The sequence below is a fragment of the Aerolutibacter ruishenii genome, from assembly GCF_007830115.1.
GTDB lineage: Bacteria > Pseudomonadota > Gammaproteobacteria > Xanthomonadales > Xanthomonadaceae > Aerolutibacter > Aerolutibacter ruishenii.
Genome location: NZ_VLKP01000007.1, coordinates 143,350 through 166,059, shown reverse-complemented (window position 1 = coordinate 166,059; position 22,710 = coordinate 143,350). Strand labels below are relative to the sequence as shown.

The 22,710-nt window shown below is 69.6% G+C and carries 18 protein-coding genes; 15 read left to right on the top strand and 3 right to left on the bottom strand.

Features of this window, described 5'->3' with window-relative positions; genetic code table 11:
* Positions 1-158 precede the first annotated feature (158 nt).
* From ilvD to IP93_RS09630, 11 genes are all read left to right on the top strand, one after another.
* Positions 159-1,895 (top strand): dihydroxy-acid dehydratase, encoded by a 1,737-nt coding sequence (gene ilvD, locus IP93_RS09680; protein WP_144815031.1) that lies wholly within the window; start codon positions 159-161, stop codon positions 1,893-1,895.
* A 48-nt stretch (positions 1,896-1,943) separates the two neighbouring features.
* A complete protein-coding gene (gene ilvC, locus IP93_RS09675; protein ID WP_144815028.1) occupies positions 1,944-2,981 on the top strand; it encodes a ketol-acid reductoisomerase in 1,038 nt (345 codons plus the stop codon).
* Positions 2,978-4,669: an acetolactate synthase 2 catalytic subunit gene (gene ilvG / locus IP93_RS09670; protein WP_144815026.1), complete on the top strand. Its 1,692-nt coding sequence runs from the start codon at positions 2,978-2,980 to the stop codon at positions 4,667-4,669. The genes ilvC and ilvG overlap by 4 nt, the downstream gene beginning before the upstream one ends.
* A complete protein-coding gene (locus tag IP93_RS09665; RefSeq protein ID WP_036136630.1) occupies positions 4,650-4,889 on the top strand; it encodes an ACT domain-containing protein in 240 nt (79 codons plus the stop codon). Before ilvG ends, IP93_RS09665 begins: the two co-directional genes overlap by 20 nt.
* The gene (locus IP93_RS09660; protein WP_144815023.1) at positions 4,880-5,806 is read left to right on the top strand and encodes an aminotransferase class IV; all 927 of its coding nucleotides are present in this window, start codon (positions 4,880-4,882) and stop codon (positions 5,804-5,806) included. Before IP93_RS09665 ends, IP93_RS09660 begins: the two co-directional genes overlap by 10 nt.
* Positions 5,799-6,950 (top strand): threonine dehydratase, encoded by a 1,152-nt coding sequence (locus IP93_RS09655; protein WP_144815020.1) that lies wholly within the window; start codon positions 5,799-5,801, stop codon positions 6,948-6,950. Before IP93_RS09660 ends, IP93_RS09655 begins: the two co-directional genes overlap by 8 nt.
* Before the next feature lie 87 nt (positions 6,951-7,037).
* Complete coding sequence (locus tag IP93_RS09650) at positions 7,038-8,609, top strand: 2-isopropylmalate synthase (RefSeq protein ID WP_144815018.1); 1,572 nt, start codon at positions 7,038-7,040, stop codon at positions 8,607-8,609.
* Between the two features lie 142 nt (positions 8,610-8,751).
* Positions 8,752-10,185, top strand: coding sequence for a 3-isopropylmalate dehydratase large subunit (gene leuC, locus IP93_RS09645; protein WP_144815015.1), 1,434 nt, complete (start codon positions 8,752-8,754; stop codon positions 10,183-10,185).
* 7 nt (positions 10,186-10,192) lie between these two features.
* A complete protein-coding gene (leuD, locus tag IP93_RS09640; protein ID WP_144815014.1) occupies positions 10,193-10,828 on the top strand; it encodes a 3-isopropylmalate dehydratase small subunit in 636 nt (211 codons plus the stop codon).
* Complete coding sequence (leuB, locus tag IP93_RS09635; protein WP_144815011.1) at positions 10,818-11,906, top strand: 3-isopropylmalate dehydrogenase; 1,089 nt, start codon at positions 10,818-10,820, stop codon at positions 11,904-11,906. Before leuD ends, leuB begins: the two co-directional genes overlap by 11 nt.
* Before the next feature lie 270 nt (positions 11,907-12,176).
* On the top strand, positions 12,177-12,710 hold the full coding sequence (locus IP93_RS09630; protein WP_242006830.1) for a hypothetical protein: 534 nt from the start codon (positions 12,177-12,179) through the stop codon (positions 12,708-12,710).
* A 134-nt stretch (positions 12,711-12,844) separates the two neighbouring features.
* Here the strand turns inward: IP93_RS09630 and IP93_RS09625 are convergent, their stop codons facing one another.
* Both IP93_RS09625 and IP93_RS09620 read right to left on the bottom strand, forming a co-directional pair.
* Positions 12,845-16,009: an efflux RND transporter permease subunit gene (locus IP93_RS09625; RefSeq protein ID WP_144815007.1), complete on the bottom strand. Its 3,165-nt coding sequence runs from the start codon at positions 16,007-16,009 to the stop codon at positions 12,845-12,847.
* 10 nt (positions 16,010-16,019) lie between these two features.
* The gene (locus IP93_RS09620) at positions 16,020-17,189 is read right to left on the bottom strand and encodes an efflux RND transporter periplasmic adaptor subunit (RefSeq protein ID WP_144815004.1); all 1,170 of its coding nucleotides are present in this window, start codon (positions 17,187-17,189) and stop codon (positions 16,020-16,022) included.
* 73 nt (positions 17,190-17,262) lie between these two features.
* Between IP93_RS09620 and IP93_RS09615 the strand changes: the two genes are divergently transcribed.
* From IP93_RS09615 to IP93_RS09605, 3 genes are all read left to right on the top strand, one after another.
* Positions 17,263-17,928 (top strand): TetR/AcrR family transcriptional regulator, encoded by a 666-nt coding sequence (locus IP93_RS09615; protein ID WP_144815001.1) that lies wholly within the window; start codon positions 17,263-17,265, stop codon positions 17,926-17,928.
* Between the two features lie 217 nt (positions 17,929-18,145).
* Positions 18,146-18,799 carry a protein-L-isoaspartate O-methyltransferase family protein gene (locus IP93_RS09610; RefSeq protein WP_144814999.1) on the top strand — a complete coding sequence of 218 codons (654 nt, stop codon included), beginning with the start codon at positions 18,146-18,148 and terminating at the stop codon, positions 18,797-18,799.
* 12 nt (positions 18,800-18,811) lie between these two features.
* Positions 18,812-20,251, top strand: coding sequence for a TolC family outer membrane protein (locus IP93_RS09605; protein ID WP_144814996.1), 1,440 nt, complete (start codon positions 18,812-18,814; stop codon positions 20,249-20,251).
* Between the two features lie 104 nt (positions 20,252-20,355).
* On the opposite strand, the gene waaA is transcribed toward IP93_RS09605, so the two are convergent.
* Positions 20,356-21,693: a lipid IV(A) 3-deoxy-D-manno-octulosonic acid transferase gene (waaA, locus tag IP93_RS09600; RefSeq protein WP_144814994.1), complete on the bottom strand. Its 1,338-nt coding sequence runs from the start codon at positions 21,691-21,693 to the stop codon at positions 20,356-20,358.
* A gap of 67 nt (positions 21,694-21,760) precedes the next feature.
* Between waaA and lpxL the strand changes: the two genes are divergently transcribed.
* Positions 21,761-22,675, top strand: a complete 915-nt coding sequence (gene lpxL / locus IP93_RS09595) for an LpxL/LpxP family Kdo(2)-lipid IV(A) lauroyl/palmitoleoyl acyltransferase (protein ID WP_144814992.1) — start codon at positions 21,761-21,763, stop codon at positions 22,673-22,675.
* The last annotated feature ends 35 nt before the right edge of the window (positions 22,676-22,710 follow it).

The window sequence follows — 22,710 nt, the reverse complement described above, 5'->3', positions numbered from 1 at the left end:
TACCCTTATTACCGTCCTAAAAGGCGCGGGGTTCGGGCACGTGTAGGCAACTAGCCAACAAACAGCCCAGGAAGCAGAACCTGAACCCCGCGCCCCAAAAAGGCGCGGGGTTTTTCGTTTCTGCGGCCTGGAATCTTCCCAGCAAGGAAATCCAGTTCGTGAGAAGCAACGCCATCAAAGCCGGCCCCGCCCACGCCCCCGCACGTGCCATGCTGCGCGCCACCGGGCTGGATGACGCCGCCATCGCCAAGCCGCTGGTCGCGGTGGTCAGCACGTGGACCGATGTCTCGCCGTGCAACATCACCCTGCGCGACCTGGCCCGCGACGTGCGCGCGGGCATCCAGGCCGAAGGCGGCACCGCGGTGGAGTTCAACACCATCGCCGTCACCGACGGCATCGCGATGGGCAGCGAAGGCATGCGCAACTCGCTGGCCTCGCGCGAGGTGATCGCCGATTCCATCGAGATCGCGGTCAACGGCCACTGCCTGGACGCGATGGTGCTGCTGGTCGGTTGCGACAAGACCATCCCCGCCGCGGCGATGGCGGCGGCGCGGCTGGATATCCCGACCGTGGTGCTCTACGGCGGCACGATCATGCCGGGCCAGTGCCACGCGAAAGACGGCAGCACGCAGAACCTGACCGTGCAGAACGTGTTCGAAGCGGTGGGCGCGCACGCCGCGGGCCGCATCGACGATGCCGGCCTGCGCGAGGTCGAGACGCACGCCTGTCCCGGTGCCGGTGCGTGCGGTGGCCAGTACACCGCCAACACCATGGCGATGGTGCTGACCTTCCTGGGCCTGTCGCCGCTGCAGGCCAACGACATCCCGGCGGTGCACGCCGACAAGCCCGATGCCGCGCGCCGCTGCGGCGAACTGGTGATGCAGCGCCTGCGCGATGGCGCCGCCAGCCCGCGCCAGCTGATCACCCCCGCGTCGTTGCGCAATGCCGCGCGCGCCGTGTCGGCCACCGCCGGCTCCACCAACTGCGCGATGCACCTGCTGGCCATCGCCCACGAGGCCGGCGTCGAGTTTGGGCTGGAGGAATTCCAGTCCGCATCGGCCACGCCGGTCATCGCCGACCTCAAGCCCGGCGGCCGCTATACCGCGGCGGAGATGTTCACCTTCGGCGGCAACGCGCTGGTCGCGCATGAACTGCGTGCGGCCGGCATGATCGAAGACGTGCCCACCGTCACCGGGCGCTCGTTCTTCGCCGAGCTGGATGCGTTGCCCGCGGCCGGCGAACAGGATGCCGTGCATCCGGTCGCGCAGCCGCTCAAGCCGACCGGTGGCTTCGCCATCCTCTACGGCGACCTCGCGCCGGAAGGCTGCATCGTCAAGCTCGCCGGCCACGGCCGTTCGCACTTCGAAGGCCCGGCGCGCGTGTTCGATTCCGAGGATGCGTGCTTCGCCGCCGTGCAGGCGCGCGAGATCCGCGCCGGCGACGTGATCGTGATCCGTTTCGAAGGCCCGGCCGGCGGCCCCGGCATGCGCGAGATGCTGGCGGTCACCGCGGCGCTGGTCGGCCAGGGCCTGGGCGACGACGTCGCGTTGATCACCGACGGGCGTTTCAGCGGCGCCACCTACGGCTTCATGGTCGGCCATGTCGCGCCGGAAGCGGCGCACGGCGGGCCGATCGCCCGCCTGCGCGAGGGCGATGTGGTGCGCATCGACGTGGCCACGCGCCGCATCGACGTCGCCGCCGACCTTGCCGCGCGCGAACCCAAGCGCATCAGCCCGCGCGTCACTACCGGCGCGTTGGCCAAGTATGCGCGCCTGGTCAGCTCGGCTTCGCAGGGCGCGGTCACCGCACCGGGTCCGCTGCAGGACCGCGGCATCGCCGCGACGCTGGTCGAGGCACCCCCTGCCCAAGCCGCCGCAACACCCGTTTCCGCCTGATCCACCCCTCCAACACCCACTGACCTCCCTTCCCACCAGGACACCCCGATGACCACTTCCTCCTCCCGCCCGCGCATCGCCATCGTCGGCTACGGCAGCCAGGGCCGCGCGCATGCGCTCAACCTGCGCGACTCCGGCTTCGACGTGACCATCGGCCTGCGCCCCGGCGGGCCGACCGAGATCAAGGCCAAGGCCGATGGCTTCACCGTGAAGACGCCGGCCGAAGCCGTTGCCGGCGCCGAGCTGGTCGCGGTGCTGACCCCGGACATGGTGCAGGCGCAGCTGTACACCGACGTGATCGAGCCGAACATCGCGCAGGGCGCGTGCCTGCTGTTCGCGCACGGCTTCAACGTGCACTACGGCCAGATCACCCCGCGCGCCGACCTCGACGTGGTGCTGGTCGCGCCCAAGGGCCCGGGCGCGCTGGTGCGCCGCGAGTACGAGATCGGCCGCGGCGTGCCGTCGGTGTATGCGGTGTACCAGGACAAGAGCGGCAAGGCCGAGCAGTTCGCGCTGACCTACTGCGGCGGCATTGGCGGTGCGCGCCAGAACGCGATCAAGACCACCTTCAAGGAAGAGACCGAGACCGACCTGTTCGGCGAGCAGGCCGTGCTGTGCGGCGGCGCGACCAAGCTGGTGCAGGCCGGCTGGGAGACGCTGGTCGAAGCCGGCTACCAGCCCGAGGTCGCGTACTACGAGTGCCTGCACGAGCTGAAGCTGATCGTCGACCTGTTCTACGAAGGCGGCATCACCCGCATGCACGAGTTCATCAGCGAGACCGCGCAGTACGGCGCGCTGACCCGCGGCCCGTACATCGTCGACGAGCACACCAAGGCGCAGATGAAGAAGGTGCTGACCGAGATCCAGGACGGCACGTTCGCGCGCCAGTGGATCGCCGAGTACAAGGCCGGCAACGCCAATTACAAGGCGATGAAGCAGGCCGATCTAGACCATCCGATCGAAGCCACCGGCAAGAAGCTGCGCGCGGCGATGGCGTGGCTGTCGACCGCCCCGCAGCCGGCCACGCAGCCGGCCTCCGCCACCGCGGCCAACACCGCCGCCAAGACCGAGCAGGCCGCTGCATGAACGGGTCGCAGTGGCTGGTGCGTGCACTGGCCGCGGAAGGCGTGGACACACTGTTCGGATATCCGGGCGGTGCGATCATGCCCTTCTACGACGCGCTGTACGGCTCCGGCCTGAAGCACGTCCTGGTGCGCCACGAGCAGGGCGCCGCCTTCGCCGCCAACGGCTACGCCCGCGCCAGCGGACGGGTCGGGGTGTGCGTGGCGACGTCCGGCCCGGGCGCCACCAACCTGATCACCGGCATCGCCGACGCGATGCTGGACTCGGTGCCGATGGTGGTGATCACCGGCCAGGTGCCGACCACGCTGATGGGCACCGACGCGTTCCAGGAAGTGGACGTGTTCGGCATGACCCTGCCGGTGGTCAAGCACAGCTTCCTGCCGCGCAGCGTCGAGGAACTGCCGGAGATGGTCCGCGAGGCGTTCCGCCTGGCGCGCTCCGGTCGTCCGGGGCCGGTGCTGATCGACCTGCCGAAGAACGTGCAGATCGCCGACGCCGAGCATCTGGCCGCACACGTGCCGGCGCCGGTGGACCCGGTGCCGCACGCGGACAACGCCACCCTGGTCGCCGCGCTGGAGCTGCTGTCGAAAGCACGCAAGCCGGTGATCTACGGCGGTGGCGGCATCGCCCTGGGTGATGCAGTCGCCGAGTTCCGCACCTTCGTCGAGGCGACGCAGGCGCCGACCGTGCTGACCCTGCGCGGTATCGGTGCGCTGCCGGCCGGCCACGCGCTGAACCTGGGCATGCTGGGCATGCACGGCACGCGCGAGGCGAACCTGGCGGTGCAGGAAGCCGACCTGCTGGTGGTGGTCGGCGCGCGCTTCGACGACCGCGCCACCGGCAAGCTGAGCGAATTCGCGCCCAACGCGAGGGTCATCCACCTGGATGTCGATGCGGCGGAGATCGGCAAGCTGCGCCATGCGCATGTCGGCGTGCGCGGCGACCTGCGTACCAGCCTCAACCAGTTGGCCACCGCGATGCCGGAGTGCTCGGCGTGGCGCGCACAGTGCCTGGAGCGCAAGCGCCAGTACGCCGTGCGTTACGACGCGCCGGGCGACGATGTGTATGCGCCCGCACTGCTGAAGCGGTTGTCCGAGCTGGCGCCTTCGGCGGTGGTGGCCTGCGACGTCGGCCAGCACCAGATGTGGGTGGCGCAGCACTGGCGCTTCAACGACCCGCGCAAGCACCTGACCAGCGGCGCGCTGGGCGCGATGGGCTTCGGCCTTCCTGCGGCCTTTGGCGCGCAGATGGCCAGCCGCGACGCGCAGGTGGTGTGCGTGAGCGGCGACGGCTCGTTCCTGATGAACGTGCAGGAGCTGGCCACACTGGGTCGCTACCAGCTGCCGGTGAAGATCGTGCTGCTCGACAACCAGCGCCTGGGCATGGTGCGCCAGTGGCAGGAGATCTTCTTCGAGGAGCGCTATTCGGAAACCGACCTGTCGGACAACCCCGACTTCGTCGCGCTGGCCGAGGCCTTCGGCATCAAGAGCTTCCACCTGGACCAGGCGTGCGACGTGGAGTCCGCGCTGCGCCAGCTGCTGGCCACGCCCGGCCCGGCCCTGCTGCACGTGGCGATCGATGCCGCCGCCAACGTGTGGCCGCTGGTCCCGCCCAACCGCAACAACGCCCAGATGATGCTCGACCCCCGTCCCCAAGCCCCCGAGGTCCGCCATGCAACGCTACCAACTTGACCTGACCCTGCGTCGCGCCGAAGGCGCACTGACCCGCGTGCTGGGCACCGCCGAGCGCCGCGGCTTCCGCCCCGTGAGTGTCGACGGCGAGACCCAGTCCGATGGCGACCGTTGGCACCTGCGTCTGGCGGTGGAAGGCGACCGCTCCGCCGATTCGCTGCAGTCACAGCTGGAAAAGCTGTACGACTGCCTGGCCGTCGAGGTTTCGCCATGTCGCTGAACGAAGCCCCCGCGGCCACCGCACCGGAAGCAGTGTCCACCGACACCGCGTCGCGCGCATTGCAGGTGTGGCTGGACGGCGCCTTCGTCGACGCCGACTCGCCGCAGTCGCCGGTGACCACCCACGCCATGCACTATGGCAGCTCGGTGTTCGAAGGCATCCGCAGCTACGCGTTGGCCGATGGCGGCGCCGCGGTGTTCCGCCTGCCCGAACACCTGGAGCGCATGCGCAAAGGCGCCGAGCTGCTGGGCATCCGTTTCGATCCCGCGCAGGCCACCGAGGCCACGCTGGCGACGCTGCGCCGCAACGGCCACCGCGACGCCTACATCCGCCCGCTGGCGTGGTGCGGCACGGGCTCCATCGGCCTGGACGTGGGCCCGCAGTCGCAGCACCTGATGGTCGCCGCCTTCCCCACGCTGCTGCACATCGGCGGCGAAGGCGCGCGGCTGGCGGTGTCGAGCTGGAAGCGCAACCCGGCCACGTCGCTGCCGCCGCTGAAGCTGGGCGGCGCCTACATCAACTCGATCCTGGCCAAGCACGAGGCCAAGCGCCGCGGCTTCGACGAAGCGCTGTTCACCGACACCGAGGGCTACGTGGTCGAGTGCACCGGCGCCAACGTGTTCATGGTGCACGATGGCCGGATCACCGCCGTCGAGCACCGCGACGCACTGCCCGGCGTCACCCGCGACACCCTGGTCACGCTGACCGGCGCCGAGTTACGCGCGGTGAAGTTGGAAGAACTGAAGCAGGCCGACGAGGTGTTCATCGTCGGCACAGCGGCCGAAGTGGCGCGCATTGCCGCGATCGAGGAGCGCCGCTTCGACGCCACGCGCGTGGGCAACGAAGTGTCCGCCGCCTACCAGCGCGTGGTCCATGGTGAGGATGCCACCTACGCGGGATGGCTGACCCATGTCTGACGGCACGGCCACACCGGGCGACGTACGCGTCACCGCCTCCGATGTGCTGGCGGCGCAGGCCCGGCTGCGCCCGCACCTGGCCGCCACACCGCTGCATTTCGCCGAACGCTTCGGCTGCTGGCTGAAGCTGGAGAACCTGCAGCGCACCGGCTCGTACAAGGTGCGCGGCGCGATGAACGCGCTGCTGGCCGCACGCGAACGCGGCGATGCGCGGCCGATCATCGCCGCGTCCGCCGGCAACCATGCGCAAGGGCTGGCCTGGGCCGGCTACCGCCTGCGTCATCCTGTGATCGCGGTGATGCCGCGGACCGCGCCGCAGACCAAGATCGCCGGCGTGGCCCACTGGGGCGCGACGGTGCGCCTGCACGGCGACAACTACGACGAGGCCAAGGCGTTTGCCCACGAGCTGGCGCTGCAGAACGATTACCGGCTGCTGTCCGCGTTCGACGATCCTGACGTGATCGCCGGCCAGGGCACCGTGGGCCTGGAGATGGCGGCATTGGCACCGGACACCGTGCTGGTGCCGATCGGCGGCGGCGGCCTGGCGTCCGGTGTCGCGCTGGCGCTGAAATCACAGGGCGTGCGCATCGTCGGCGCGCAGGTGGAAGGCGTCGACTCCATGGCCCGCGCGCTGCGCGGCGACCACGAGGTGCGCGAGTCCGCGGCGACGCTGGCCGACGGCGTCAAGGTCAAGGAGCCGGGCCAGTTGACCCAGCGCGTGCTGCGCGACCTGCTGGACGACGTCGTGATCGTGCGCGAGGCCGAACTGCGCGAGACGCTGGTGCGGTTGGCGCTGGAAGAGCACGTCATCGCCGAGGGCGCCGGTGCGCTGGCGCTGGCCGCCGGCCGCCGCGTGGCAAGCAAGCGCAAGTGTGCCGTGGTCTCGGGCGGCAACATCGACGCCGCCGTGTTGGCGCAGTTGCTGTCGGACGTGCGCCCGCGCGCGCCACGCAAGCCCCGCCAGCGCGTGCGCAGCGCCGATGTCATGGAGCCGGCCATCGTGGCACTGGAAGCGCGCCGCCCCATGCCCCAGCCGGGCACCGTGACGACTCCCGTCGATACCCCTTCCCCGTCCATCCCCGCAGCAGCCGTTCGCACGTCCCCGTCTGCAGTCTCCTTCCACTCCATCCGCACCACTGCCTGAGGTCTCCGCCATGCGCTTGCTCCGACTCCGTCCGCTGCTGCTGTCCGTTTCCCACGACCGCCAATCCCCGCCGCCCGGACACCCCGTATGCACGCCGACGACCGCGTAACCATCTTCGACACCAGCCTGCGCGACGGCGAGCAGTCTCCCGGCTGCAGCATGAGCGCGCCGCAGAAGCTGCGCTTCGCCCGCGCGCTGGACGAACTGGGCGTGGACGTGATCGAAGCCGGCTTCCCGGCCAGCTCCAGCGCCGACCTGGAGGGCGTTCAGGCCATCGCCCGCGAAGTGCGCAATGCCTCCATCGCCACCCTGGCACGCTGCCACGACGGCGACATCGACGCCTGCGCCCGTGCGTTGGAACATGCGCACAAGCCGCGCATCCACGTGTTCATCTCCACCAGCCCGCTGCACCGCGAACACAAGCTGGGCCTGAGCCGCGATCAGGTGCTGGAACGCGCGGTCATGGGCGTGGAACGCGCCCGTCGCTACGTCGACGACGTGGAGTTCTCCGCCGAGGATGCGCTGCGCACCGAGCACGATTTCCTGGTCGAGATCAGCAGCGCCGCGATCGCTGCCGGTGCGCGCACCATCAACATCCCCGACACCGTCGGCTACACCACGCCAGCGGAGATCCGCGCCCTTTTCGAGCACCTGCGCGTCAACGTGCGCGATGCCGATCGCGCGGTGTTCAGCGCGCACTGCCACAACGACCTGGGGCTGGCGGTGGCCAACAGCCTGGCCGCCATCGAAGGCGGCGCGCGGCAGGTGGAGTGCACCATCAACGGCATCGGCGAGCGCGCCGGCAACTGCGCGATGGAGGAACTGGTCATGGCGCTGAACGTGCGCCGCGGCTTCTACGGCGCACACACCGGCATCGACACCCGCCGCCTGGTGCCGACCTCGCGCCTGCTGTCGCACATCACCGGCATGGCGGTACAGCGCAACAAGGCCATCGTCGGCCAGAACGCCTTCGCCCACGAATCGGGCATCCACCAGCACGGCATGCTCAAGCACCGTGGCACCTACGAGATCATGCACCCGGAAGATGTCGGCTGGTCACAGTCGCAGATGGTGATGGGGCGGCACAGCGGTCGCGCCGCGCTGAAGGACCGCCTGCAGTCACTGGGCTTCGAGCTGGATGAGGTGCGGTTGAACGCGGTGTTCGGCGCGTTCAAGGCGCTGGCCGAAAAGAAGCGTGAGGTGTTCGACGCCGACCTGGAAGCCCTGGCGCTGGGCAGCGACGGCACGCCCGCGCGCGGTTATCGCCTGGCGCGTCTGCATGTAAGCACCGGCGCGGCCGGTGACAGCCTGCCGACGGCCAGCGTGCAGGTGATCGATCCCGAGGGCCAGACGATGAGCGAAGCGGCGGTGGGCGATGGTCCGGTGCACGCGCTGTTCGCCGCGCTGTCCCGCGCCACGGGCGTGCAGCTGCAGGTGGACCATTACCAGGTCTCCAGCGTCACCACCGGGGACGATGCACAGGGCCAGGCACGGGTGACCGCGCACCACGCTGGCACCGAGTACACCGGTTCGGGCACCAGCACCGACATCGTCGAGGCCAGCGCGCTGGCCTGGCTGGACATCGCCAACCGCGTGTACCGCGGCCAGCGCAACGCCACGTCCTCCGGCCAGCCGATGCGTGAGGTGGCCAACGCATGACTGCGCCTTGCAACACCTCACCTCGCCCATGTGAAACCCGCGACGGTCCGTTGCGCTGCGTGCCAGGACCCCATCCCGATCCGCACAACCACGGATTCGCCGTCCTGTACTGCGCCCTCCCCTCCAGCGACGCCCACTCATGATGACCGACGCCACCCCCAAGACCCTGTTCGAAAAGCTATGGGACGCCCACCTGGTCGAGCCCGAAAGCGACGCCGCGCCCGCGGTGCTGTACATCGACCTGCACCTGATCCACGAGGTCACCTCGCCGCAGGCGTTCACCGAGCTCGAGGCGCGCGGTCTGCCCGTGCGTCGTCCCGACCGCACCAAGGCGACGATGGACCACTCCACCCCGACCCTGCCGCGCCGCGCCGACGGCACGCTGCCGTACTACAGCACGCAGGCCGAGGCGCAGGTCGATACGCTGGCGCGCAACTGTGCGCGCCACGGCATCGAACTGTTCGACCTGGACAGCGAACACCGCGGCATCGTCCACGTCATCGGCCCCGAACTGGGCCTGACCCAGCCGGGCATGACCATCGTCTGCGGCGACAGCCACACCGCCACGCACGGCGCGTTCGGCGCACTGGCGTTCGGCATCGGCACCAGCGAGGTGGGCCACGTGCTGGCCACGCAATGCCTGCTGCAGCGCAAGCCGAAGACCCTGTCGATCACCGTCGAAGGCGAACTGGCACCGGGCGTCACCGCCAAGGACCTGATCCTGCACGTGATCGGCGTGATCGGGGTCAACGGCGGCACCGGCTGCGTGATCGAGTACCGCGGCGCGGCCATCCGCGCGCTGTCGATGGATGAACGCATGACCGTATGCAACATGTCGATCGAAGCGGGCGCTCGTGCCGGCCTGATCGCCCCCGACGAAGTCACCTTCGACTACCTGCGCCGAACCCCACGCGCACCGCAGGGCGAAGCCTTCGACGCCGCCGTCGCCCGCTGGCAGACCCTGCACAGCGATGCCGGCGCGCGCTTCGACCGCGAGGTGTTCATCCACGCCCGCGACATCGCACCCACAGTCACGTGGGGCACGCACCCCGGCCAGGTCACCGCCATCGAGGCGTCGCTGCCGGCCGCCAACACCAGCGACGATGCCAAGGCGCTGGCTTACATGGGCTTCGACGGTGGTGCCCCTGTCGCCGGCCAACCGGTGGACGTGGTGTTCATCGGAAGCTGCACCAACTCGCGGCTGAGCGACCTGCGCATGGCCGCATCGGTGCTGCGCGGGCACAAGGTGCACCCGCGCGTGCGCATGCTGGTCGTGCCCGGCTCGGAGCAGGTGAAGCGCCAGGCCGAAGCCGAAGGCATCGACGCCATCGTCCGCGCCGCCGGCGCCGAATGGCGCGAACCGGGCTGCTCGATGTGCATCGCCATGAACGGCGACCTGGTGGGCGCGGGCCAGTTGGCCGTATCCACCAGCAACCGCAACTTCGAAGGGCGCCAGGGCAAGGGCGCGCGCACCGTGCTCGCCTCGCCGTTGACTGCGGCGGTCTGCGCCGTGACCGGCGAGATCACCGACCCGCGCACCTTCGCCCGCCACGAGGCCGAACGCCATGTCGCATGACACACCCATGACCGTTTTCACCCACCTGCACTCGCGCACCGTGGTGCTGCGCGAACGCAACATCGACACCGACCAGATCATCCCCGCGCGCTTCCTCACCACCACCGAGCGCAAAGGCCTGGGCCAGCACGCCTTCAGCGACTGGCGCACGCAGGCCGATGGCACGCCCAATCCGCAGTTCCCGTTCAACGATCCGGCCAACGCCGATGCACAGATCCTGGTCGCCGGCCGCAACTTCGGCTGCGGCTCTTCGCGCGAACACGCGCCATGGGCGCTGACCGACCTGGGCCTGCGTGCGGTGATCAGCGCCGAGATCGCTGACATCTTCCGCAGCAACGCACTCAAGAACGGCCTGCTGCCGGTGGTGCTGGAGGAGTCGGTGGTCGACGAACTGCTGGCCAACCCCGGCATTGAACTGCACATCGATGTCGCCCGCCGCGAAGTCGTGCTGCCGGACTTCCGCACGTTCCGCTTCCCGCTGGACGCGTTCGCCCAGACCTGCCTGATCGAAGGCGTGGACCAGTTGGGCTACCTGCTCAAGCAGGCACCTGCGATCGCGCGATTTGAAGCCGCGCGCGATGAGATTGCGCCGCCGCATATCCAGAACCCCACTGCCATCCCGGAGGTCCACCATGCAAGCTGAAATCGTCGTCCTGCCCGGTGATGGCATCGGCCCCGAAGTCACCCGCGCCGCGCTGCGCGTGCTGCGCGCCGTCGGCGAACGCTACGGACACCGCTTCACCACCCACGAGCACCTGATCGGTGGCGCCGCCATCGACGCCACCGGCGAGCCGCTGCCCGCCGCCACGCTGGACGCCTGCCGCAAGGCCGATGCCGTGTTGCTGGGCGCGGTCGGCGGCCCGCAGTGGTCCGACCCGCAGGCCAAGGTGCGTCCCGAACAGGGCCTGCTCGCCATCCGCAAGGCGCTCGGCCTGTACGCCAACCTGCGTCCGGTGAAGCCGCACCCGGCTGCGCTGGGTGCCTCGCCGATCAAGCCGCACCTGCTCAACGGCGTCGACCTGCTGGTGGTGCGCGAGCTGACCGGCGGCATCTATTTCGGCGACAAGACCCGCGGCGATGGCATCGCCAGTGACCTGTGCACCTACACCGTCGCCGAGATCGAACGCGTGGTGCGCCGTGCCTGCCAGCTCGCGCGGCAACGGCGTGGCCACGTCACCTCGGTGGACAAGGCCAACGTGCTGGAAACCTCGCGCTTGTGGCGCGAGACCGCCACCCGCATCGCCCGCGACGAGTTCCCCGACGTCACTCTGGAACACCAGCTGGTCGACTCGATGGCCATGCACCTGCTGGCCAAGCCCCGCGAGTACGACGTGATCGTCACCGAGAACATGTTCGGCGACATCCTCACCGATGAGGCCTCGATGCTGGCCGGCTCGCTGGGCCTGCTGCCGTCGGCCTCGCTGGGCGAGGGCCAGATCGGCATCTACGAGCCGATCCACGGTTCCGCGCCGGACATCGCCGGGCGTGGCATCGCCAACCCGTACGCGACCATCCTCAGCGTGGCGATGCTGCTGCGCCATTCGCTTGGCCTGGAGGACGAGGCCAAGTGCGTGGAACTGGCGGTGTCGCGCGCGCTGGACGACGGTCAGTTCACCGGCGACCTGGCGGCTGGACGACCGGCGATCGGCACCGATGCGGCGGCGACCGCGGTCATCCGCCAGCTGCAGGTTGAATGCCATGCGGTGGAGATGCGCGACTGAACGCCCACGCAGGCAATGGCGCGCGATCGAACGTGGTCGCGCGCCAACCCCGCTGTGCGAACCCGCGGCGGCTACGCCATCGATTTGCACCGTGCCGGCGTCAGCGGCTACCGTCGCGCAATGACTACCCGCTCGCACCACCTCATCCTGTCACTGGCGTTGACCACGCTCGTCGGCTGCGCATCGACGGCAGCTGGCGACGCTTCAAGCGCATCAGGCCTCGCCGGACCCGCCGCATCTGTCGGGGTCTCGGCCCCGACCTCCACCACGATGCCGGCAATCGCGGCCGATGCTTTCCTTGCCCACCTGCAGCCACTCTGCGGCCAGGCCTTCGCCGGCCGCATCGTCGCCGACACCCCGGCGGCCACCGGCAACGACCCCTTCGTCGGCAAGCCGCTGGTGATGCACGTGCGCGAGTGCGGCAACAACGAGATCCGCATTCCATTCCATGTCGGCGACGACCGCTCGCGCACCTGGGTGTTGACCCGCACCGCCGGCGGACTGCGCCTGAAGCACGACCACCGCCATGCCGATGGCACGCCCGACGCCACCACGATGTACGGCGGCGACACCGCCACCGCCGGCACCGCCGAACGCCAGGAATTCCCGGTCGACGCCGACTCGCAGGCGTTGTTCACCCGCGAAGGCCGCACCGTCTCTAACACCAACACCTGGGCGATGGAGCTGCACCCCGGCCGCAGCTTCGTCTACGAACTGGCGCGTCCCGGGCGCCTGTTCCGCGTGGAATTCGACCTGGCGCATCCGGTGGCGCCACCGCCCGCCCCCTGGGGTAGCAAAAACTGAAATGACCGAAGGCGCCCACGCGGGTGCCTTCAGATCAAGGGCTCGGCAGGTCGCCAATCCAAACAAGACCTGGCCAACAGTGCGATCGGACGTGACGCTGCTCCGGCGTTGCGCAATGCCAGAGCAGCGTCGGGCTACACCTGCGCCGGCACCTTCACCCGGAACCACGCCGCATACAACGCCGGCAGGCACAACAGGGTCAATGCGGTCGCCACCAGCAACCCACCCATGATCGCCACCGCCATCGGCCCGAAGAACGCGCTGCGCGACAGCGGGATCATCGCCAGGATCGCCGCCAGCGCCGTCAGAACGATCGGGCGGAAGCGGCGCACCGTCGCTTCGACAATCGCCTGCCACGGTTCCGCTCCATCGGCGCGGTCGTGCTCGATCTGGTCCACCAGGATCACCGAATTGCGCATGATCATGCCCGCCAGCGCGATCGTGCCCAGCAACGCCACGAACCCAAACGGCACGCTGAACACCAGCAGGAACAGGGTCACGCCAATCAACCCCAGTGGCGCGGTGAGCAGCACCATCACGCTGCGCGAGAAACTACGCAGCTGCAGCATCAGCAGGGTGAACACCGCGAACAGGAACAGCGGCATGCCGACCCTGATCGAGTTCTGCCCGCGCGCCGAATCCTCCACCGTGCCGCCGACCTTGATCGAATAGCCGTACGGCAGCGTGGCGCGGATCGGGTCCAGCGTCGGCGAGATCTGCGCCGCCACGGTCGCCGGCTGCGTGCCGTCGTAGATGTCGGCGCGCACCGTCATGGTCGGCTCGCGATCGCGGTGCCAGATGATGCCTTCCTCGAAGCCATATTCCAGCGTCGCGACCTGGCTCAGCGGCACGCTGCGGCCATTGGCGGTGGGTACCGCCAGGCTGCCCAGCATCGACAGGCTCAACCGCTCCTCCTCCGGGCCGCGCAGCAGTATTTCCACCAGCTCGTCCGCCTCGCGGTAGGTGCTCACGTGCGTGCCCGACAGCGAACTCGACAGGAACTGGGACAGCGCCGCCGAGCTGATGCCCATTGCCCGGGCACGCTCCTGGTCCACCTGCAGGCGCACCACCTTGCTCGGTTCGTCCCAGTCCAGGTTGACGTTGGCCACGTGCGGGTTCTCGCGCAGCTTCTCGCGCACCTGGTAGGCGATCGCGCGCACACGCTCGATGTGCTCACCGGACACGCGGAACTGCACCGGGTAGCCCACCGGCGGGCCGTTCTCCAGCCGGGTCACGCGCAGCTGCAACTCGGGGAACTGCGGCACCACCTCGTCCAGCATCCACGTGCGCACCGCCTCGCGCGCTTCCACGCTCTCGGGCATCAGTACGAACTGGGCGAAGTTGGCGGCCGGCAGCTGCTGGTCCAGCGGCAAATAGAAGCGCGGCGAACCGGTACCGACATAGGCCACGTAATTGGTCAGGTCCTTGCGCGTCTTCAGGATCGCCTCCAGCCGCTGCGCCTGCGCGGTGGTGGCCTTCAGCGAGCTGCCTTCGGCCAGCTCCATGTCCACCATCAGCTCCGGCCGCACCGAATCCGGGAAGAACTGCTGCGGCACGAAGCGGAACAAAAACACCGATGCCACGAACGCGCCCGCGGTCACTGCCAGCACGGTCTTGCGATGGCGCACACACCACAGCACCCAGCCACGGAAGCGCTGGTAGAAGCGGCTGGCGTACGGATCATGCGCATGCCCGTCGTGCGCCGGCTTGGGCGCGATCAGGTCATGCAGCGCCGGATGGCGGTCCGCCCATGCCAGCCGCTTGCGGTGCCACCAGCCCGCCAGCGAACCCGGTGCCGGCGGCTGCGCCGCTTTCTGGAAATCCGGCAATAGCTTGTCGCCCAGGTACGGGATGAACATCACCGCCGCCACCCACGACACCAGCAACGCGATGGTCACCACCTCGAACAGCGAGCGCGTGTACTCGCCCACGCTCGACCGGGCCGTGGCAATCGGCAGGAAGCCCGCCGCGGTGATCAGCGTGCCGGTCAGCATCGGGAACGCCGTGCTCTCCCACGCGAACGCCGCCGCCTTCAACCGGCTGAAGCCCTGCTCCATCTTGATCGCCATCATCTCCACGGCAATGATCGCGTCGTCCACCAGCAGGCCCAGCGCCAGCACCAGCGCGCCCAGCGAGATCTTGTGCAGGCCCACGCCGAAGAAATCCATGACGGCGAAGGTCATCGCCAGCACCAGCGGAATCGACAACGCCACCACCAGGCCGGTGCGCAGGCCCAGCGAGAAGAAGCTGACCAGCAGCACGATGGCCACCGCCTCGGTCAGCACCTTCACGAACTCGCCCACCGATTCCTTCACCGCCGCCGGCTGGTCGGCCACCTTGCGCAGCTCCATGCCCGCCGGCAGCGTCTTCTGCAGCGCCGCGAACTCGGTCTCCAGGGTCTTGCCCAGCTTGAGGATGTCGCCGCCTTCCTTCATCGACACGCCAATGCCGAGGGCGTCCTCGCCCATGAAGCGCATGCGCGGCGCAGGCGGGTCGGAGAAGCCACGGCGCACCTCGGCCACGTCGCCCAGGCGGAAGGTACGGTCACCCACCCGCACCGGGAACGCGCGGATCTCGTCCACCGACTGGAACTTGCCGCCCACGCGCAACGCCACGCGCGTGCTGCCGGTTTCGAAGAACCCGGCCGGCACCATCGCGTTCTGCTGGTCCAGCGCATCCTTCACCGCATGCACCGGCACGCCCAGCGTCGCCAGCTTGGTGTTGGACAGCTCGATCCACACCTTCTCGTCCTGCGCGCCGAACAGCTCGATCTTGCCCACGTCCGGCACGCGCTGCAGCGCCAGTTGCACGCGGTCGGCGTAGTCCTTCATCACCGCGTAGTCGAAGCCCTTGCCGGTGAGTGCGTAGATGTTGCCGAAGGTGTCGCCGAACTCGTCGTTGAAGAACGGCCCCACCGCATCGGCGGGCAGCAGCGACCGGATGTCGCCGATCTTCTTGCGCACCTGGTACCACAGCGGTCCGATGTCCTTGTTGCGCAAAGAATCGCGCGCCATGAAGATCACCTGCGACTCGCCCGGCCGCGAGTACGAACGGATGAACTCGTACTGGCCGGTCTCCATGAGCTTCTTCTCGATGCGCTCGGTGACCTGCTGCGCCACCTCGTCGGCGGTCGCGCCCGGCCACAGCGTGCGCACCACCATCACCTTGAAGGTGAAGGTCGGGTCCTCGCTGCGGCCCAGCTTGAGGTACGACATCGTGCCGGCGATGGCCATCACCAGCATCAGGTACACGACCAGGCTGCGATGGCGCAGCGCCCACTCGGACAGGTTGAAGCGCATGGTCGCGGCCTCAGCGCTTCACGGCGGTGGCGGTTGCAGCATCCGCGGCAGGCGCACCATCCGCCGCAACTGGCGTCAGCACCGGACGGTTGTCGCGGTCCACCGGCACCACCTTCTGCCCGGCACGCAGCAGGTGGCCACCAGCGGTGACCACCCAGTCGCCGGCCGACAGTCCGGCGCGCACGGGCACGCGCTCGTCGCCGTACGGGCCCACCTGCACGGGCTGCAGCTTCAGCGTCGAGGTCTTCGGATCGACCACGAACACCGCCGCGGCGTCACCCGTGCGCTGCAGCGCCGACAGCGGCACGCTCAACGCGCCGTTGCCATGCTTGGGCAGATACACGCGTGCGCTCTGGCCCAGCTCCAGCGCGCCTTCGGGCGCATCCACCGTCACCCGCGCGGCATAGGTGCGCGACGCTGGATCGGCGGCCGGCGCGATTTCGCGCACCTTGCCCGGCCAACGCTCGCCCGGCTTGGACCACACCTCCACCAGCACCGGCAGGCCGGGCTTGAACTCCGCCACCACGCCTTCAGGCACGGCAAACGCCACTTCGCGCACGCCATCGGCGGCCAGCGAGAACACCGCCTGCCCCGCGCCCACCACCTGCCCGGCCTCGGCGTTGCGCATCGCAATGAATCCATCGCGCGGCGCACGCAGTTGGGTGTAGGCGGCCTGGTTACGCGCCACGTCCAGGTTCGCGCGCGCGGCATTCACCTGGCCCTGCGCCGCGGTCGCGGCGGCATTGGCCGCATCCAGCGCGGAACGGCTGACCAGTTGCTGCCCGGCCAGTTGCGAAAGGCGCGCCCGGTCGGCACGCGCGCGTCCCAGCTCGGCCTGCGCGGCCACCAGTTGCGCCTGCGCCGCGCGCGCCTGCGCCTGCAGGTCGCCGGCATCCAGCACCGCCAACAGTTCACCGCGACGCACGTGCGCGCCCACATCCACGTGGCGCTCGATCAGGTTGCCGCCCACGCGGAACGAGAGCGGGCTCTCCTCGCGTGCGCGCACGTCGCCGGCAAACGCCGACACGGCATGCGTGCTTTCGGACGGATGGGCCACCAGCACGGGGCGCGGTGCCTCTCCGGAAGAGGGCCCCTTGCCACACGCCGCCAACGCCAGGGCAGCGAGTACCGCCGGTGCCGCGGCACGAAGGAAGGCGCCGTTGGGAGTGCGGCTGCGCATGGGGGCCTCAGGCGTAATTAATGAACTTGGCGGTACTGTAAAAATATCGAACTCAATAGTCTAGTATTCCCGCATGTCCGTAGAACGCACCCCCGCCATCCCCGCCAAGTCGTCGGGTCCGGGCCGGCCCAAGGACCTGGGCAAGCGCGCCGCCATCCTCGGTGCCGCCACCCGCCTGTTCATCGAACTGGGTTTCGACGGCGTGAGCATGGACCAGATCGCGACCGCCGCCGGCGTGTCCAAGCTGACCGTCTACAGCCACTTCGGTGACAAGGAGACACTGTTCGTGGCCGCCGCCCGCAGCTACTGCGAGCAGCAGGTGCCGTCGTCGCTGTTCACCGCCGAGCCCGGCATGCCGGTGCGCGAACGCCTGTTGGCCATTGCCCGCGCGTTCTACGCCATGATCAGCAGCCCGGAAGCCATCGCCGGCCACCGCTTCCTGTGCAGCCCGCAGATGATCGCCACCCCTTTGCCGCAGGTGTTCTGGGAGGGCGGTCCGATGCGCATGCAAAGCGAGTTCGCCGCCCTTCTGGACCGCCGGATGGCCGCGGGCGAGCTCGATATCCCCGATACCCGCGTCGCCGCCGCCCAGTTCTTCAGCCTGGTCAAGGGCGAACCCTACAACCAGCTGGTGTTCGGCTGCTGCACCGCCACGCCGGACGTGGAGGCGCACCTGCGGGCCTCGATCGACCTGTTCCTGCGGGCCTACGCGCACCGGCCGCACGCCATCCCTGGATGACGCGAGGCACGTCGGCCGCGTCCCGACGGTGGCGGTCGCGCCTCGGTGCGACCGCGCGCCCGCACGGGTCCGACCTCGTGGTGCCGACAGTCCCGGTGACTTCCGGCACTCAGTGCGCCCCCGCCCGCCCGGCGATCCTGTACTCCCCGGCCCGCCGTGCCGACACTCCGCCCCCCGCCCGGTACAATTCGCGGTTCCACCCCCGCGAGACAGCACCATGACGATCGATTACGCCCACGCCCGTGAAATGATGGTCGAACAGCAGGTTCGACCGTGGGAGGTGCTCGATGCACGGGTGCTGGACGTACTCGGAACGTTGCCGCGCGAGGACTTCCTGCCGGCTGAGCAGCGTGCGCTGGCCTACGCCGACGTGCCGCTGCCGCTGGGTGGAGGCGCATTCTCGCTGAAGCCGGTGGTCGTCGGACGCGCGTTGCAGGCGCTGGCGCTGGATGGCAGCGAGGACGTGCTCGAGATCGGCACGGGCAACGGCTATCTCACCGCCTGCCTCGGCCAGCTGGCCCGCGACGTGGTCAGTATCGAACGTGACGGCGAACGCGCCGCCGCGGCGGATGCCGCGATCAAGGCGCATGGCCTCAACAACGTGCAGGTGGTCAACGCCGACGCGATGGCGTGGGACACCCCGCGCCGGTTCAAGGTGATCTGCGTCACCGGCGCGGTTGAAGCCATCCCGCAGAAGTTCATCCGCTGGCTGGAGCCGGGCGGTCGCATGTTCATCGTGCGCGGCCGTTCTCCCGCCATGGAAGCCGTGCTGCTCCATAACGACGTCAACGGTCCGCGCATCCAGTCGTTGTTCGAGACGGACCTCCCCTATCTTGCCGGCGCCGCGCCGGCACCGACCTTCGAGTTCTAAAAGGACCCCCGCATGATCCGTCGCCCGCTCGTACTTGCCCAGGCCGCCGCCGTCGGCACCGCCACCCTGCTCCCGGCCACCGCCTGCGCGGAAGACCTGATGCAGACCTACGAGCTGGCACGGGCGGGCGACCCGGTGTTCGCCGCCGCCGAATCCAACCGCCTGGCCACGCGCGAAGGCGCGGTGCAGGCGCGGGCGGCGATGCTGCCGCAGGTCAACGGCAGCGCCACGCTGCAGCGGTCGGAAAGCAAGGGACCTGCCACCCAGACCCAGTTCGACCCGAACACCGGCGGTCAGATCCGCTTCAGCGGCGACAGCGACACCGAAACCACGTCGCGGCGCTTCGGGGTCGACCTGAACCAGATGGTCTACGACCATTCGCGCTTCACCACGCTCAAGGGGCAGAAGGCGCTCAGCCGCGCCGGCGACTTCACCCTGGCGGCCGAGGGCCACTCGCTGATCACCCGCACCTCGGCGGCGTACTTCAACGTGCTGGTGCAGATGGAAACGCTGGCGGCCGCCGAAGCCGCGGAAACCGCGCTGAAGAAGCAGTTCGACTACGCCTCCAAGCGCCTGGAAGTGGGCCTGGCCCCGATCACCGACGTGCACGAGGCGCGCGCGCAGTTCGACAGCGCCCGCGCCAACACCATCCTCGCGCGCAACGCGGTCGAGGACGCGTACCAGGCGTTGTCGGAAATCACCGGTCAGCCGATCCGCACGTTGAAGGCGCTGCCCAGCGACTTCCAGCCCAGCGTGCCGGAAGGCCGCGACATCGAGGGCTGGGTGCAGGCCGCACGGGAGAACAACCCGGCGCTGGCATCCACCCAGGCCCGCGTGGATGCGGCCAACGCCAACGTCGAGAGCGCGCGCGCCGGCCACCTGCCCACGCTCTACGCAGGGGCCGGGTATAGCGACAGCAAGAGCTGGGGCGACCGGACGTTCAGCGGCAGCTTTGGCGGCAACCAGTTCTCCTCCACCAACCCCACCGACAGCGAAAGCCGCGGCCCCTCCGTCGGCCTGACCCTGTCGGTGCCGATCTTCTCCGGCGGCGCCACCCAGTCGCGCGTGCGCCAGGCGCTTGCCCAGCGTGACGCCGCGCAGGACGGCCTGGAGCAGCAGAAGCGCGCGCTTGAGCGCAACACCCGCAACGCCTACCAGACGGTCATCGCCGGCATCAGCGAGGTCGAAGCGCGCCGCCTGGCGCTGGTTTCGGCGCAGAGCGCGTACGACGCCTCGCAGGTGGGCCTGGAAGTGGGCACCCGCACCGTGCTGGACGTGCTCAACAACCAGCGCAACCTGTTCAACGCACAGCTCGCCTATGCGCAGGCCAAGTACAACTTCCTGCAGCGCCGGCTGACGCTGGAGCAGGCTGCCGGCACGTTGGACGCCGAGAACCTGCAGGACGTCAACCGCCTGCTGACGGTGGACGTGCAGGCGCCCGTGGCACCCTGATCCGCGCAACCCGGCCGGCAGCACCCTGCTCCCGACAGACGGCCCGCCCTGTGCGGGCCGTTTGTCTTTCAGGAATCCGCACAACGAGTGCCGCCTCCCGACGGTCAGGGCATCGGCACCGACATCGCGGGCGCCCCGCGCGGGTCCGGCACTGGCGGCAGCACCGGCTGCAACAGGATGAGCGTCTGCGCCAGCGCGCCGCGCCCGCGCTCCACCAGGTCGCGCCCGGCATCGACCATCTGCTCGCGCGCCCGTGGATCGGCCAGCAGCGCTTCCAGCGCGGCACGCACCGCTTCGGCATCCTCGCCCACGCGCAGCGCACCGGCCTCGGCCAGCCGGCGCGAGATCTCCTCGAAGTTGTGCAAATGCGGCCCGGTGACGATGGCGACGCCTGCCGCCGCCGGTTCCAGCAGGTTGTGTCCGCCGATGGCCTGCAGGCTGCCGCCCACGAACGCGACGTCGGCCCCGGCATAGAAACGCAGCAGTTCGCCGAGCGTGTCGACGACGAAGACGTCATCGTCGACCGACGGCCATCGCGAACGCGAGCGCGTGGCGACCCGCCAACCCAGCGCGCGCGCGCTCTCCACCGCCACGCGGAAGCGCTCCGGATGCCGCGGCGCCCACAGCAGCAGCAGGTCGGGGAAGCGACCGCGCAGCTGGCGATGGATCGCCAGCACACTGGCTTCCTCGTCGGGATGCGTGCTGGCCGCGATCCACGCCGGCCGGCGCCCGGCATGCGCACGACATTCGCGCGCGAACGCCTCCAGCGTGTCGGGCACGGCCACGTCGAACTTGAGGTTGCCCACCTCGCTCACCTGCGCGGTGCGCGCGCCCAGCCGCACGAACCGGATCGCATCCGCCGCCGACTGCGCGGCCACCCGCGACACCGTACGCAGCGCGCGGCCCACCAGCGGGGCCAGCACGCGGTAGCCCTTGAGCGAACGCTCCGACAGGCGCGCGTTGAGGATGAAACTGGGCACGCCATGGTCGCGGCACCCGAACAGCAGGTTGGGCCACAACTCGGTTTCCATGATCAGCGCCGCGCAGGGACGGTAGTGGCGCAGGAAACGCCCCACCGCGCCAGGCAGGTCATAGGGCAGGTACACGTGCTCCACGTCGTCGCCCCACAGCGCCTGTACCCGCTCCGAACCGGTCGGCGTGATGGTGGTGACCAGCAGGCGCAGGTCCGGACGGCCGCGGCGCAGCGCGTTGACCAGCGGCACGGCGGCATTGACCTCGCCCACCGAGACGGCGTGCACCCACAGCGTCTGCGTGAACGGCACCACGCCGCGGTAGAACGCATAGCGCTCCGGCCAGCGATGGAAATACGCGGGCTGGCGGAAGCCGCGCCACACCAGGTGGTACAGGGTGATCGGCACCAATACGTACAGCGCCGCCGAATACAGGCCGCGCAGCAAACGTTCGATGGGATCTTTCCGCATCGCGAAAGGATAGCGAAGCCCGCCACGCCATGGGGCAACGCCGGCAGCACGACGATACAATCGCCGCATGTCCGCACCGCCCGCGATGCCCCCGCCGCCCCTTGCGCCCCGCCATTGGCCGACCTGGCTTGGCATCGGCGTGCTGGCCCTGCTCGCGCGCCTGCCCTGGCCCCTGCAGCGGGCCTGCGGCACGGCGATGGGGCAGGTGCTGCGCGTGGCCGTTGGCTCACGGCGCCGCATTGCGGAGCGCAACATCGCCCTGTGCTTTCCCGAACTCGACGACGCTGCGCGCGCGGCACTGCTGCGCCGGCATTTCGCCGCCCTGGGCATCGGCGTGTTCGAGTTCACCCGGGCGTGGTGGGGCTCGATCGAGCCGCTGCGTCGCGGATTGCGGGTGGAAGGACTCGAGCACCTGCAGCAGGCGCGTGCCGCCGGGCGTGGGGTAATCGTGGTGTCGGGCCACTTCACCACGCTGGAAGTGTGCGGCCGGCTGATGTGCGACCACCTGCCACTGGCCGGCATGTACCGGCCACACGCCGAGCCGGCGATGGAGTGGGCGGTCAAGCGCGGCCGCCTGCGCTATGCCGCGGCGATGTTCACCAAGTCCGAACTGCGCCCGGTGGTCAAGCACCTCAAGCAGGGTGGCCTGCTGTGGTACGCCCCCGACCAGGACCCCAGCCGCGGCGACGCCGTGTACGTGCCGTTCTTCGGCCGTTCCGCGCACAGCCTCACCTCGACCCACCAGTTGGCACGACTGTCCGGTGCGGCGGTGGTCGCCTTTGGCCACGAACGCCGCACCGACGGTGGTTACACCCTGCGCCTGTCGCCGGTGTTCGACGGCTTTCCCTCCGACGACGCCACCGCCGACACCGCGCGGATCATGGCGGCGATCGAAGCCATGGCCCGGCGCGCGCCGGAGCAGTACCTGTGGATCCATCGCCGTTTCAAGCGGCAACCCGACGGCCTGTCCCCTTACGCGTGACCGTGCCGGCCGACACGGTGGTGGCGACCGCCTTG

Bases quoted from the DNA above. Each gene is read 5' to 3' on its own strand.
- ilvC (WP_144815028.1), top strand. From the start codon at position 1,944: ATGACCACTTCCTCCTCCCGCCCGCGCATCGCCATCGTCGGCTACGGC.
- ilvG (WP_144815026.1), top strand. From the start codon at position 2,978: ATGAACGGGTCGCAGTGGCTGGTGCGTGCACTGGCCGCGGAAGGCGTG.
- IP93_RS09665 (WP_036136630.1), top strand. From the start codon at position 4,650: ATGCAACGCTACCAACTTGACCTGACCCTGCGTCGCGCCGAAGGCGCA.
- IP93_RS09660 (WP_144815023.1), top strand. From the start codon at position 4,880: ATGTCGCTGAACGAAGCCCCCGCGGCCACCGCACCGGAAGCAGTGTCC.
- IP93_RS09655 (WP_144815020.1), top strand. From the start codon at position 5,799: ATGTCTGACGGCACGGCCACACCGGGCGACGTACGCGTCACCGCCTCC.
- IP93_RS09650 (WP_144815018.1), top strand. From the start codon at position 7,038: ATGCACGCCGACGACCGCGTAACCATCTTCGACACCAGCCTGCGCGAC.
- leuC (WP_144815015.1), top strand. From the start codon at position 8,752: ATGACCGACGCCACCCCCAAGACCCTGTTCGAAAAGCTATGGGACGCC.
- leuD (WP_144815014.1), top strand. From the start codon at position 10,193: ATGACCGTTTTCACCCACCTGCACTCGCGCACCGTGGTGCTGCGCGAA.
- leuB (WP_144815011.1), top strand. From the start codon at position 10,818: ATGCAAGCTGAAATCGTCGTCCTGCCCGGTGATGGCATCGGCCCCGAA.
- IP93_RS09630 (WP_242006830.1), top strand. From the start codon at position 12,177: ATGCCGGCAATCGCGGCCGATGCTTTCCTTGCCCACCTGCAGCCACTC.
- IP93_RS09625 (WP_144815007.1), bottom strand. From the start codon at position 16,009: ATGCGCTTCAACCTGTCCGAGTGGGCGCTGCGCCATCGCAGCCTGGTC.
- IP93_RS09620 (WP_144815004.1), bottom strand. From the start codon at position 17,189: ATGCGCAGCCGCACTCCCAACGGCGCCTTCCTTCGTGCCGCGGCACCG.
- IP93_RS09615 (WP_144815001.1), top strand. From the start codon at position 17,263: ATGTCCGTAGAACGCACCCCCGCCATCCCCGCCAAGTCGTCGGGTCCG.
- IP93_RS09610 (WP_144814999.1), top strand. From the start codon at position 18,146: ATGACGATCGATTACGCCCACGCCCGTGAAATGATGGTCGAACAGCAG.
- IP93_RS09605 (WP_144814996.1), top strand. From the start codon at position 18,812: ATGATCCGTCGCCCGCTCGTACTTGCCCAGGCCGCCGCCGTCGGCACC.
- waaA (WP_144814994.1), bottom strand. From the start codon at position 21,693: ATGCGGAAAGATCCCATCGAACGTTTGCTGCGCGGCCTGTATTCGGCG.
- lpxL (WP_144814992.1), top strand. From the start codon at position 21,761: ATGTCCGCACCGCCCGCGATGCCCCCGCCGCCCCTTGCGCCCCGCCAT.